At 36.6% G+C, this 13,481-nt stretch carries 11 protein-coding genes, 1 riboswitch and 1 other annotated feature (1 of these 13 running past the window's edge); of the genes, 10 read left to right on the forward strand and 1 reads right to left on the reverse strand.

Annotated features, from left to right (window positions below; genetic code table 11):
• Positions 1-60, forward strand: a binding site (T-box leader) (it extends 144 nt beyond the left edge of the window).
• Positions 61-132: 72 nt separating this feature from the next.
• Both argS and IGK86_RS04520 read left to right on the forward strand, forming a co-directional pair.
• The gene (argS, locus tag IGK86_RS04515) at positions 133-1,824 is read left to right on the forward strand and encodes an arginine--tRNA ligase (protein ID WP_002367081.1); all 1,692 of its coding nucleotides are present in this window, start codon (positions 133-135) and stop codon (positions 1,822-1,824) included.
• Between the two features lie 155 nt (positions 1,825-1,979).
• Positions 1,980-2,480 carry an HD domain-containing protein gene (locus IGK86_RS04520; protein ID WP_002356666.1) on the forward strand — a complete coding sequence of 167 codons (501 nt, stop codon included), beginning with the start codon at positions 1,980-1,982 and terminating at the stop codon, positions 2,478-2,480.
• Positions 2,481-2,560: 80 nt separating this feature from the next.
• Here IGK86_RS04520 and IGK86_RS04525 read toward each other — a convergent pair whose 3' ends face one another.
• Positions 2,561-2,893, reverse strand: a complete 333-nt coding sequence (locus tag IGK86_RS04525) for a helix-turn-helix domain-containing protein (RefSeq protein ID WP_016618386.1) — start codon at positions 2,891-2,893, stop codon at positions 2,561-2,563.
• Between the two features lie 178 nt (positions 2,894-3,071).
• On the opposite strand from IGK86_RS04525, the gene IGK86_RS04530 reads away from it, so the two are divergent.
• From IGK86_RS04530 to typA, 8 genes are all read left to right on the forward strand, one after another.
• Positions 3,072-3,350, forward strand: coding sequence for a hypothetical protein (locus IGK86_RS04530; RefSeq protein WP_010707303.1), 279 nt, complete (start codon positions 3,072-3,074; stop codon positions 3,348-3,350).
• On the forward strand, positions 3,334-7,302 hold the full coding sequence (locus tag IGK86_RS04535) for an MSCRAMM family protein (RefSeq protein WP_104877087.1): 3,969 nt from the start codon (positions 3,334-3,336) through the stop codon (positions 7,300-7,302). The genes IGK86_RS04530 and IGK86_RS04535 overlap by 17 nt, the downstream gene beginning before the upstream one ends.
• A gap of 28 nt (positions 7,303-7,330) precedes the next feature.
• Entirely contained in the window at positions 7,331-7,474 is a 144-nt protein-coding gene (locus IGK86_RS04540; protein ID WP_002400869.1) for a hypothetical protein, read from the forward strand.
• Positions 7,471-8,721, forward strand: a complete 1,251-nt coding sequence (locus IGK86_RS04545; protein WP_010713202.1) for a glycosyltransferase family 2 protein — start codon at positions 7,471-7,473, stop codon at positions 8,719-8,721. Before IGK86_RS04540 ends, IGK86_RS04545 begins: the two co-directional genes overlap by 4 nt.
• Before the next feature lie 50 nt (positions 8,722-8,771).
• Positions 8,772-8,841, forward strand: a riboswitch (Fluoride riboswitch).
• Positions 8,842-8,917: 76 nt separating this feature from the next.
• Positions 8,918-10,183 carry a voltage-gated chloride channel family protein gene (locus IGK86_RS04550; RefSeq protein WP_002384204.1) on the forward strand — a complete coding sequence of 422 codons (1,266 nt, stop codon included), beginning with the start codon at positions 8,918-8,920 and terminating at the stop codon, positions 10,181-10,183.
• Between the two features lie 49 nt (positions 10,184-10,232).
• A complete protein-coding gene (locus tag IGK86_RS04555) occupies positions 10,233-10,511 on the forward strand; it encodes a UPF0223 family protein (protein WP_002356679.1) in 279 nt (92 codons plus the stop codon).
• Positions 10,512-11,294: an inositol monophosphatase family protein gene (locus tag IGK86_RS04560; protein ID WP_016616755.1), complete on the forward strand. Its 783-nt coding sequence runs from the start codon at positions 10,512-10,514 to the stop codon at positions 11,292-11,294.
• A 220-nt stretch (positions 11,295-11,514) separates the two neighbouring features.
• Positions 11,515-13,350: a translational GTPase TypA gene (typA, locus tag IGK86_RS04565; RefSeq protein WP_002356682.1), complete on the forward strand. Its 1,836-nt coding sequence runs from the start codon at positions 11,515-11,517 to the stop codon at positions 13,348-13,350.
• The last annotated feature ends 131 nt before the right edge of the window (positions 13,351-13,481 follow it).

A 13,481-nucleotide genomic window follows, 5' to 3' on the forward strand; every position in this document is an offset into this window, starting at 1 on the left:
GGTCTATCCAAGTAGTATAGACAATTAGAGTGGTACCGCGGGTAAATTCTCGTCTCTGACAAAACAAATCATTTTGTTTTGTCAGAGACGTTTTTGTTTTTTTATACTTACAAATTAATCAGGAGGGTTCTTATGAACAACAAAGAAATCGTAGCAAAAGCGTTACATGATGTTTTAAATGAAGAATTAACGATGGATCAAATCGAACAATTATTGGAAAATCCTAAATCTGTTGATCATGGAGATGTTGCTTTTCCAGCCTTTTCATTAGCTAAAATTTATCGTAAAGCACCACAACAAATTGCAGCAGAATTAGCAGAAAAAATTGATGGCACAAATTTTGAAAAAATTGAAGTGGTGGGACCTTATTTAAACTTTTTCATGAATAAAGAAGCAGTCAGTCAAGCTGTCATTGGCGCAGTAGTCAAAGAAAAAAACAACTACGGAAACAGTACCTTTGGCAATAATGGCAATGTTCCTATTGATATGTCTTCACCAAACATTGCTAAACCAATTTCTATGGGGCACTTACGTTCTACGGTAATCGGGAATTCAATTGCCTTTATTTTAGAAAAAATTGGGTATCAGCCAATTCGGATTAACCACTTAGGTGACTGGGGTACACAGTTTGGTAAGTTAATTGTAGCTTATAAAAAATGGGGTTCTGAAGAAGCAGTCCGCCAACAACCAATTAATGAATTATTGCGCTTATATGTGCAATTTCATGAAGAAGCAGAAGAAAAACCAGAATTAGAAGACGAAGCACGTGCTTGGTTTAAAAAATTAGAAGAAGGAGACCAAGAAGCCAATGAATTATGGAAATGGTTCCGTAGCGAGTCTCTAAAAGAATTTGATAAAATCTATTCCATGTTAGAAGTTGAATTTGATTCTTATAATGGCGAAGCCTTTTATAATGATAAAATGGATGAAATTGTTACTTTATTAGAAGAAAAACATTTATTAACAGAAAATCAAGGTGCAGAAATTGTTGATTTGACAGAATATAATTTAAATCCAGCACTTATTCGTAAATCAGATGGTGCGACCTTATATATCACACGGGATTTAGCTGCTGCGCTTTACCGTAAACGGACGTATGATTTTGCCAAATCACTTTATGTAGTCGGCAACGAACAAAGCAATCACTTCAAACAATTAAAAGCAGTCTTGAAAGAACTAGGATTTGACTGGTCAGATGATATGGAACACATTCCGTTTGGTTTAATTACTCAAGGCGGTAAAAAATTATCCACACGTAAAGGGAAAATTGTTTTATTAGAAGAAGTATTGAATGAAGCTGTTACTTTAGCAGGAAATCAAATTAACGAGAAAAATCCAGACTTAGCAAATCGTGAAGAAGTGGCGAAACAAGTTGGTGTAGGTGCAGTTATTTTCCATGACCTTAAAAATGATCGTCTAAATAATTTCGATTTTGTATTAGATGAAGTTGTTCGTTTTGAAGGCGAAACTGGCCCATATGTTCAATATACACATGCTCGTGCGATGAGTATTTTACGTAAAGCAAACTTTACACCAGACGCTACACAACGTTATGCACTAAATGACAAGGATAGCTGGGAAGTCGTGAAGTTGTTACAAAAATTCCCTGAAACTGTGATGCAAGCTGCTGAAAAATATGAACCATCTGTTATTGCGAAACATAGCATTCATTTAGCACAAGCGTTCAATAAATATTATGCCCATGTTCGGATTTTGGATGAAGATGCTCAAAAAGAGGCACGCTTAGCGTTAGTTTATGCAGTAGCTACTGTTTTAAAAGAAGATTTACGTTTACTAGGATTACATGCACCAGAAGAAATGTAGAAGTTTTTGTGAAAATTTTACTGCGTTGAACGCTAAACTTATTAAGCAAATATTAAAGTTAAGTTACAGATTGAGAAATTCATAGTAATTAAATAGCTGGGGTGCTATACTCGAGTCAAGTTATAAAAGGATTAGAAAAGGTGGCACCCAATTATATGACAGAAAAATGGCGTGAAGACGAAGAATATCTTTCTTATGTAGAAGATTTATTAGCAACCGAAGAAGTCCAAAAATTAGCAGAATACACACAACATATGCATTCAACTCGTTTAGAACATTCAATTAGTGTTTCCTATCATAGCTATAAATTAGCAAAGCGTTGGAACGGCAATGCTCGTGCAACAGCTCGTGCTGGTTTATTGCATGATTTGTTTTACTATGATTGGCGCACAACAAAGTTTGACGAAGGCTCTCATGCCTATGTTCATCCACGAATTGCAGCCAAAAATGCTGAAAAAATTACAGAGTTGTCTGATTTAGAACGAGACATTATTATTAAACATATGTGGGGCGCAACTATTGCACCACCAAAATACAAAGAAAGTTACATTGTAACCTTTGTTGACAAATATTGTGCTGTCAAAGAAGCAGCGTTGCCGATGACGACAGCCATGAAAACCAAATGGCGTCAGTATTTTGGCCAACAGTCAATCTAAAAAAAGCTTATCCGGAAGGATAAGCTTTTTTTGTTTGACGTTGACTAAAAAGTCTAACATTCATCTATTTAAAATAAATATTAAAAGTAATTTTGTTCTGTTAATTTCTTTTGAGCATATCGATAGACTGCTTCTTGATTTTCAGTTGTCAATTGTTTGTAAACATTCATAATATTGGTCGGGACAACAAGTGGCGTTTCTTCCGTTTCAGGAATACCTAAGATTTCAAGAGGTGATACATCTAAAACTTTAGATAAGGCGACAATTTTATCCCTCCCCATATTTTCAATCATTCCAGTTTCCCATTTCCTGACGGTACTTTTTCCAACACCAACAAAATTTCCAACTTGTTCTAATGTAAGATTTTTCTCCATCCGTTTTTGCTTCAAAAAATTTTCTTTCAAAAAAACCACCTCCGTAAAAACATTCTAGCACAAAAAGTGTCGCAAAAGAAACATGTTTTTTTGAAAGTAGATATAACAAATATAACAAAAAAGTTATTTGATTTTAATGATATTGACGTTTTTTTCACAAAATGATATAATTTCTGTGTCTTATTAGACACGAAGAGTGGAAAAGGGGGAGAGTAAAATGGAATCAAATTTAATTCACTCAAAATTGAGAATGAAAGGAAAAAATGTTGAATGGTTGGCAAATGAAATGACTGCATACGGGCAGCCCGTATCCGCTTCAACGATTTACAAAAAATTAAAAGGAGAAGTTGTTTTCAAAGCAGCGGATATTAAATTGATTTCACAGTTGTTGGATTTGAAGAATGAAGAAATTATGACTATTTTTTTTAGTGAATTAGTGTCTAAAAAGACACATATTGATGTTGAAAGGATTGTGATGAATGAAAAAAATTATTAATAAGTTATTTTCGCTTTGTTTAATTATTTTTATTATTTTAGGATCTAATACAAGTATTATTTCTTATGCGATAGATAATGAAAGTGGACCGCAAATTCGGTCTGTATCTGTGGAGTATCCAGAAAATAAGACGGAAATTGTTGCGACAAAAGATTGGGCAACTGTTTCCTTGGCGTTATCAATTTCCGAATTAGCAATTGGAGAGACGATTACATTAAGAATGGATAGCGAAAAATATTCCTATTCAATGACACCTTTTGAAATCAGTGATGGGCTTCGAGTGACTCCAAATGATGATGGAACTTGGACGATTAAAGCGTTGCAAAATATTGTAGACTATTCAGCTGATTTAGAATTAAAATTACGATATAACCAAAATTTGTCAGAAAATTTTGAAGATAAAGTGACTTTTACTTTTGGAGATTCACAAAAAGTTGCAATGATTAACATTGGGCAATATGTTGAGAAAGTTCCAGAAACTGAGCTCGTTCGGAAAGTTCCTTTAGGTTTTACGCCAGAAGGAAGAGTTGCTTGGGTCATCTATTTTAACTATAACCAAGCAGGACTTTCAGGTTCAGAAAAAACAACCTTTAAATTTTTAGATAATGTAGGTCCAAACCAAACATTAGCTGTTGACAGTATTGCCGCGTATCTCACCAAGCAGCCTATTTTAGAAGTAAATGGTGAAATGATTCGGAATTTAGAGCATGATGAATACAGTTACGATGCTAGTCAATTTTTCCAAAAACATGCTTCTAAAAGCGGACTTAATTATGAAGCGGAGAAATTTGAAGGAATACCAACGGCTACGGGCAGTTATCTTTCTAACAAAAACGCCTATTATATTTATTTAGAAACAATTCCAAATGAAAATATTCCAAGTGATGCCTTACTATCAAATTACACCTATATGCGTATTTCTAATGAGGGATTCGATGCTTGGGAAGATGAAGACATCGCTTATATCACTGCGGATGAAAATAGTGGAGGAACAGGTCAAGGTGGTGTTATTTTAGAAAAAATAGACGCAGAGACAGCTGAAGTTCTGCAAGGCGCTATTTTCAAACTTGTGAATAAAAAAACACAACAAGTTATTCAAGAGAATTTAAGGACCAATCAATCTGGACAAATCCGTTTAGCTGGTTTAGAACCTGATCAATATGAATTAATTGAGGTTAAAGCACCACCCGGCTATAAATTAGATGCAACGCCAGTATCATTTGAAATTAAATCAGGCCAAACTCAGACGATTCGTCTGAAAAAAGAAAATACACGTTTAGAAAATCAATTAAAAGTAGAAAAAGTAGATGAAAATAATGAGGCGAAGCGTTTAGCGGGTGCTGAATTTTCGTTGTATGACCAAAAAAATAATCTAATAGAAAAAGGTGTCACGAATGAAAATGGCGAGCTGTTATTTTCAAATTTATCACCTGATGGAGAATATTATTTAGTTGAAACGAAGGCGCCTAATGGCTATGAATTAGACGATACTAAACATCCTATTTCATTTGCTGGAAAAGCCGACTACACTTTAACATATCGGGTGAAGAATAAGCAGCAAGTACAAATTGGTTCCATCAAAATTGTTAAACAAGATAAAGACAGTAAAAAACGTTTAACAGGCGCAGAATTTCAGTGGAAAGATACGGTGACAGGAAAAACAGGAACAGTGACAGTTGGAATCGATGGAACCATCACAATTCCCAATTTAGCAGTCAATCGTAAGTATGAAATCACAGAAACGAAAGCACCCACAGGTTATGTACTAGACAAAACCGTGCATAAAGTCACTTTAACAACTGCACAAGCCAATAAAGTAGTGACTGTAACTGTTGACAATATAGCGCAAAAAGGGTCTATCAAAATTGTTAAACAAGACAAAGACAGTAAAAAACGTTTAACAGGCGCAGAATTTCAGTGGAAAGATACGGTGACAGGAAAAACAGGAACAGTGACAGTTGGAACCGATGGAACGGTCACAATTCCCAACTTATCCGTCAATCGTACGTATGAAATCACAGAAACGAAAGCACCCACAGGTTATGTACTAGACAAAACCGTGCATAAAGTCACTTTAACAACTGCACAGGCAAATAAAGTAGTGACAGTAATCATTGAAAATACAGCGCAAAAAGGTAGTCTAGCAATAATCAAAGTAGACAAAGATTCAAGAAAACGTCTAGCAGGTGCAGAGTTCAAATGGCGTGATACGGTGACGGGAAAAGAAGGAACAGTTGTAGCCGACAAAAATGGACAAGCACTGATAACAGATTTGCCAGTCAATCGTGTATACGAAATTACGGAAATTAAAGCACCAAACGGCTATATCTTAAATAACAAGACTTACCGAGTTACCCTAACGACTAATTTTGCTGACAAGATTGGTTATTATACCATTGAAAATGTTGCGCTACGTGGCAATTTAAAATTAATTAAACAAGATAGTTATTCAAAACAACGTTTAGCAGGTGCACAATTTAGATGGCGTGACACAGTGAACGGGAATACAGGCGTAGTAACTGCTAATGCTAATGGTGAAGCAACTTTATATAATTTTTCCGTCAACCGGATTTATGAAATTACAGAAATAAAAGCACCAAATGGTTATATACTTGACAAAACGGTGCATAGAGTTCTTTTACCTTCGAATTATGCTGGCAAAACCTACACGTTTACCAAAAATAATCAAGCACAAAAAGGCGCCATCAAAATTGTTAAGCAAGATGGATATACGAAACAACGTTTAGCAGGTGCACAATTTAAATTCCGAGACACAACCAATAATTATACTGCAACGTTTACAGCGAATAGGAACGGTGAAGTACTGATTACTGGATTAGCCGGTGATCGTATCTATGAGATCACAGAAATCAAAGCGCCGAATGGCTATATCATAGATAGACGTGTTCATAAAGTTGATTTACGTGGACAAGGTGGTAAAACCTATACATTAGTCTTAAATAATCAAGCACAAAAAAGTGCCATCAAAATTATTAAGCAAGATGGATATACGAAACAACGTTTAGCAGGCGCACAATTTAAATTCCGAGACACGACCAACAATTACACAGCAACGTTTACAGCGGATAGAAACGGTGAAGTACTGATTCCTGGATTAGCCAGTGATCGTATCTATGAGATCACAGAAATTAAAGCACCAAACGGCTATACTATAGATAGACGTGTTCATAAAGTTGATTTACGTGGACAAGGTGGTAAAACCTATACACTAGTCTTGAATAATACATCACAACAGGGCGCTATCAAAATTATTAAGCAAGATACGGATACAAAACAACGTTTAGCAGGAGCGAAATTTAGATTTCGCGATACCACCAATAACTATACGGCAACATTTACAGCAAATGGAAATGGTGAAGTACTGATTCCAGGATTATCGTCAGATCGTATTTATGAAATCACCGAGATTCAAGCGCCAACTGGGTATGCGTTGGATAGTAGGGTCCATCGGATTGACTTACGAGGCCAAGGCGCAAAAACGTATACGTTAGTGTTAAACAATAAAGCAAACTATGGTGCTATTAAAATTATTAAACAAGATGTTGAAACAAAAGTACGTTTAGCAGGCGCTGTTTTTGAATGGAAAGATACAACTAACGGCTATACACAAAGAGTGACAACTGGGGGAGATGGTACAGTTACTATCAGTGGACTATCCGTAAACCGAGTGTATGAAATTAGAGAAGTTCAAGCGCCAGCTGGTTATTCACGAAATACTACGCCAACACGTGTCAGTCTGATGCAAAATCATGCGGGGCAAACAATTGCAATTGTTCGAGAAAATCGCAGAATACCAGTTTATAATCCACCGCCACCAACAGTTTGGCCCTATGTGCCACCCATCACTAACTATAATCCACCTGTGTACTATAATCCGCCAAGATATTATTATGGGGGATGTGTCATGGTTATCGTGGTGGTGTGTTGGTAAAAAACAAATAGAGAGAAAGGAGTATCTAATGAGTCAATCCGCTTTACCGAAACTTGGGGTAATTTCAACGGGCGCCCTTTTCGTGACTGATTTAATTGGTGTTATTCTAGTTTCAATTGTCACTGCCTACATTCTATATCGTTATTTTTTGAAAAGAGGACAAATTACATGATTTATTTGTATCAGTTATACAAAGTAATTATGTTCATTTTCTTAACCTATTTATTTACAAGTTTATTTCTCAGTTTTCGAACAAGAAAAAAAACAAGAAGAGAAGTCGAAGTAGCAGAAGAATTTTTCTGCTACTTTCTTGTACCGTGTGTAAACGAGGAGAAAGTCATCGGAGAAACATTAAAAAAACTGGTTGCTTTACCAATTAAGAAAAAAATAATCGCGATTGATGATGGATCAACGGACCAAACCAAAGCAATGATGGACAGTATTGCTGGTCCAATCCAAGTTCTGTCTCGTCAATTTCCTAATGCGCAACAAGGCAAAGGCGCCGCTTTGAACCATGCTTTCCAAATTGTATTAGCAGATGCAGAAAAAAAAGACTACTCACGAAATCAAATATTGGTGGGAGTAGTGGATGCAGATGGTTTTTTTAGTGAGAATATTATCAATGAACTAACTGCTGTTTTCGCAGATACAACAGTCTGTGCTGCGCAAACAAGAATCAAAATGAAAGATGTTACAAGTTTTATGTTTATTGCACAAGATGTTGAGTTTTTTACGATTAATAATTTTATTCAAAAGGCGCGTCGAGCAACAAAAACCATTGGACTTGGTGGCAATGGTCAGTTTTTTCGGTTATCAATGATTACCGAACACTTAGGCTATCAGCCTTGGGGAAATGCTTTATTGGATGACTATGAGTTAACCATTAAATTAATGCTGAAAGAGTTATCGATTGCTTATATTGACGAGGCCTTTATGGCTCAAGAAGCACTGAGAGGTGTGAAACGTTTTATTCGGCAACGAAGCCGTTGGGTTCAAGGGAATTTAGATTGTCTAGCGTATTTACCCAGGGTGATTAAATCAAAGTCATTAACGCTAAGGCAGAAGTGCGGCATCTATTATTTTTTAGCGCAACCCTTTATTAATCTCGTCGCAGGAATCCTCGTTTTTGTTTTAACTGGGCTTCAACTGCAACACTTGTATAGGTTAGGTTTTTCGTTATCTCTAGGTATTAGTTTTGCTTTGGCTGTCAGTATTTCACTCGTTTTCGGCATTTTTTTTACAATCAACTATTATCGCGAGTTGAAAAATTTTCAATTAGAAGTACCGGCAAAAGTGGGGTTAATTAGTTTACCTTTTACTATTTCCTACATGTACTTAATTTTATTCGTTAGTGTGGTAATGGCTTATTATCGGTTTATTAAAGGGAATAGAACGTGGATAAAAACGGAACGCAATTGATTTTTTATTGCACTTTCCAGAGTTGCGTGGTATTATTTTTAATAGTTTAATAGCAACATGGTGATGGTGTTCACCACGAACTATTTATCGGACGAATAAATTAATGACGCCTACCAAACGGGAGAAGTGTACCCTTTGGTAGGCTTTTTCTGTACGCTAGGATTGGCGATAAGAAAATTGTAAAGGAGCATGTAAAGTGAAAAAAGAAACAAAGCAACTACTATCAATCGGCGGTTATATGGCAAAATGGTTGCTCATTACCGCAATTATTGGTTTATTTATGGGGGCGTTATCCGCCTTTTTCTTAAAGAGTCTCACCTATGTAACAGATGTTCGTTTAGCAAATCCTTGGTTACTCTTTATTCTCCCCATTAGCGGTGTTGTTTTTACGTATTTCTATACGCGTTTTGGGAAAAATGCTAGCCGAGGAAATAACTTAGTGATTGAACAAGGCAATGGCGGGGAAGAAGATATTCCCTTGCGCTTAATTCCTTTAACATTGTTTGGCACGATTACTACGCACTTATTTGGTGGTTCTGTTGGTCGTGAAGGGACGGCGGTGCAAATGGGGGGCGCAATCGCAAATGCTGTAGGAAAAGTCTTTAAACTGTCCGCTTTGGAACGACAAGTAATTATTATTAGCGGAATTAGTGCAGGTTTTAGTTCTGTTTTTGGCACACCATTAGCGGGAACGGTTTTCGGATTAGAAGTTTTGGCGATTGGAAAAGTTCGTGCAGAGGCACTTTTCCCAAGTTTTTTTGCAGGCTTATTTGCTAATTTTGTGACTGAAAGTTTTGGTGTAACGCATACGCATTATCCGATGGGCAAAATTCCGACTTGGTCGGTTGATCTATTCGTAAAATTATTTTTGGCATCGATTTGTTTTGGCTTAGCAGGTTGGGTTTTTAGTCGTTCCATTGTCTTTTTAAAAAAGACCTACGCAAATTGGTTTGCTAATGTCTACCTTCGTGCGTTTCTTGGGGCGTCCATTGTCGTTCTGTTTGTGCTCGTCTTAAACAACCAACGTTATTTAGGCTTGAGTTTACCTTTACTAGAAGATGCTTTTGCAGGCAATGCGCAGCCTTTTGATTTTGTTGGGAAATTATTCTTTACGGTGTTATCCTTGGGTGCCGGATTCCAAGGAGGAGAAGTGACGCCATTGTTTGAAATTGGGGCTACGTTAGGGAGTTCTTTGGCCCCTTTGTTACATCTGTCAATTCCTTTTTTAGCAGGTTTAGGATTTATTGGTGTTTTTTCTGGCGCCACGAACACGCCAATTGCTTGTTTCATTATGGGCATTGAACTATTTGGTAGTGAAGCGGCAGTCTATTTTTTCATGGTCTGCTTAATCAGTTTTATGTGCTCAGGAAATAGCGGTATTTATGCTTCGCAACAAAGTTTGTATCGCAAAGGAACAGCAGAATATCCTCTCTTTAATGCATTAAAAAATCGACGTAAATAAGATGTTTTTTTATGAAAATATGCTAAACTAGAGAAGATGAGGTGAAGACATGAAAGACTATCAATATCCATTAGATTTAGATTGGACGACAGAAGAAATGGTGATTGTCACTAATATGTGGACAGCAGTTGAGCAAGCCAACGAAACAGGCTTGCCTGTTGACAAATTTTTAACAACCTATCAACAATTTAAAACGGTCGTTAAAAGTATCGGCGAAGAAAAACGCTTAGGTCGTGAATTTGAAAATGCTTCAGGATATTCGTTATATCGTACGCTTCAACAAGCTAAAAAACAGGGAAGCGGTAAATTAAAGCTGGGGGATGATTAGATGACTGAAACGCAAAAATTTGTTCAAACAATTCAAAGTTGGCTTTTTGAAGCAGCCGATGTGATTCGAATGAACTTGGAATCAGAGTTAACCGTTCAACAGAAAAATGGCCGCACCGATTTAGTGACAAATATGGATGAACAAACCCAAGAATTTTTAATGAATAAAATTCAAACAAATTTTCCCGAAGATCAAATTTTAGGGGAAGAAAAAGGCTACAATACTTTAAAAAGTTTTGCTGGTCGCGTGTGGATCATCGATCCGATTGATGGCACAATGAATTTCGTGATGGAAAGAGAAAATTTTTGTATTATGTTAGCTGTTTATGAAGACGGCATTGGTAAATTAGGTTTTATCTATGATGTGATGCGAGAAGAACTTTATTGGGGCGGCAAAGGGCTTGGCGTTTATCGGAATAATCAATTATTAAAAGCGCCTACTATGAAAGCCTTGGCAGATGGATTATGGGGCATGAATGCTTACATGCATGGAAAAAATATTCATCACGCAACGGAAATCGGACAAGCAAGCATGGGCGTGCGTATTAGCGGTTGTGCAGGTTTGGAAATTATTGCCATGTTAAAAGGCAACCATCATGGCTATTTATCTAATCTAAGTCCTTGGGATTATGCAGCAGGCTTAGTACTTTTGGAAGAATTTGGGTTTAAATACTCTGGTGTTACAGGAAAACCATTAACTTTTGCGGGTCGTGAATACTTTATTGCAGCAACTCCTGAAACCTATGATGAAGTATTTACCCGATATTTAAATGAATCGGAATAATCCAAGAAGAGCGTTGCTGGAAGGTAAGGCTCTTCCTCTTTTAAAAGAGAAAAATTTGTAAAAAAATGTCCTTGTTTTCAGAAAAAGCCGAATAATTTCTAAAACTTTCATTATTTTTGCAGGCGAAAGCCTTTTTTTAATGAAAAAAGTTTGCTATAATAAGCAGTCGGCTTTTATGGACTTAAGTAACATAAGCGTATATAGATAAGGAGCAATTAAATTGAAATACAGAGATGATATTCGTAACGTGGCAATTATCGCCCACGTTGACCATGGTAAAACAACCTTAGTAGATGAACTTTTAAAACAATCTGACACTTTAGATGGGCACACACAATTACAAGAACGTGCAATGGATTCCAATGCACTTGAAAGTGAACGTGGAATTACTATCTTAGCAAAAAATACAGCAGTAGATTATAACGGTACACGTATCAACATTCTAGATACACCAGGACACGCGGACTTCGGTGGTGAAGTAGAACGTATCATGAAAATGGTAGACGGTGTTGTTTTAGTTGTCGATGCGTATGAAGGAACAATGCCTCAAACACGTTTCGTATTGAAAAAAGCATTAGAACAAAAAGTAACACCAATCGTGGTTGTTAACAAAATTGACAAACCTTCTGCTCGTCCTGAACACGTAGTAGATGAAGTTTTAGAGTTATTCATCGAATTAGGCGCAGACGACGATCAATTAGATTTCCCAGTTGTTTATGCTTCTGCTTTAAACGGAACTTCAAGTGAATCAGATGATCCAGCAGATCAAGAGCCAACAATGGCCCCAATTTTTGATAAAATTATTGAACATGTGCCAGCTCCAGTTGATAATTCAGACGAACCACTTCAATTCCAAGTCTCATTACTAGACTACAACGATTACGTTGGACGTATTGGGATTGGCCGTGTGTTCCGTGGCACAATGAAAGTCGGCGACCAAGTTGCGTTGATGAAATTAGATGGCAGCGTGAAAAATTTCCGTGTAACGAAAATTTTAGGTTTCTTTGGCCTACAACGTGTGGAAATTGATGAAGCAAAAGCGGGCGATTTAATTGCCGTTTCCGGAATGGAAGACATTTTCGTTGGGGAAACAGTTGTAGATGTTCACAATCAAGAAGCATTACCAATTCTACACATTGATGAGCCAACCTTACAAATGACTTTCTTAGTTAACAATTCTCCATTTGCGGGACGTGAAGGAAAATACATCACCGCTCGTAAAATCGAAGAACGTTTAATGGCTGAGTTACAAACAGACGTATCTTTACGTGTTGATCCAATTGGCCCAGATTCTTGGACTGTATCAGGTCGTGGCGAATTGCATTTATCAATTTTAATTGAAAACATGCGTCGTGAAGGCTATGAATTACAAGTTTCTCGTCCAGAAGTTATTGAACGTGAAATTGATGGAGTTAAATGTGAACCATTTGAACGTGTTCAAATTGACACACCTGAAGAATACATGGGTAGCGTGATTGAATCACTAAGTTTACGTAAAGGCGAAATGCAAGATATGATTAATGCCGGTAACGGACAAATGCGTTTAATCTTCTTAGCACCAGCTCGTGGCTTAATTGGTTATTCAACAGAATTCTTATCAATGACTCGTGGTTATGGTATTATGAACCACACCTTCGATCAATACTTACCAATGATTCAAGGAACGATTGGTGGCCGTCATCAAGGTGCACTAGTTTCAATCGATACTGGTAAAGCAACGACTTACTCAATCATGAGTATTGAAGAACGTGGTACAGTTTTCGTTGAACCAACGACAGAAGTTTACGAAGGAATGATTGTTGGGGAAAACAACCGCGACAACGATTTAACTGTGAACATCACAAAAGCTAAACAAATGACTAACGTTCGTTCGGCAACGAAAGACCAAACATCAGTCATCAAAAAACCGAAAAAATTAACGTTAGAAGAATCATTAGAATTCTTGAATGAAGATGAATACTGTGAAGTAACACCAGAAAGCATCCGTTTAAGAAAACAAATTCTTAACAAAAACGAACGCGAAAAAGCAAGCAAGAAAAAGAAAAAAGCTGAATAATTTTTCGACAAATAAACATTTAAACCAACTATGCTCGTTTTACTACGAAAATAGTTGGTTTTTTTGATGGCAAAAACGAATTAATGCGTATTTTAAGATAAGGTTATTTTTTTATGTGTGGATAACTACTC

The sequence above is a fragment of the Enterococcus sp. DIV1206 genome, assembly GCF_051712485.1.
In the GTDB taxonomy this organism is placed as follows: domain Bacteria; phylum Bacillota; class Bacilli; order Lactobacillales; family Enterococcaceae; genus Enterococcus; species Enterococcus faecalis.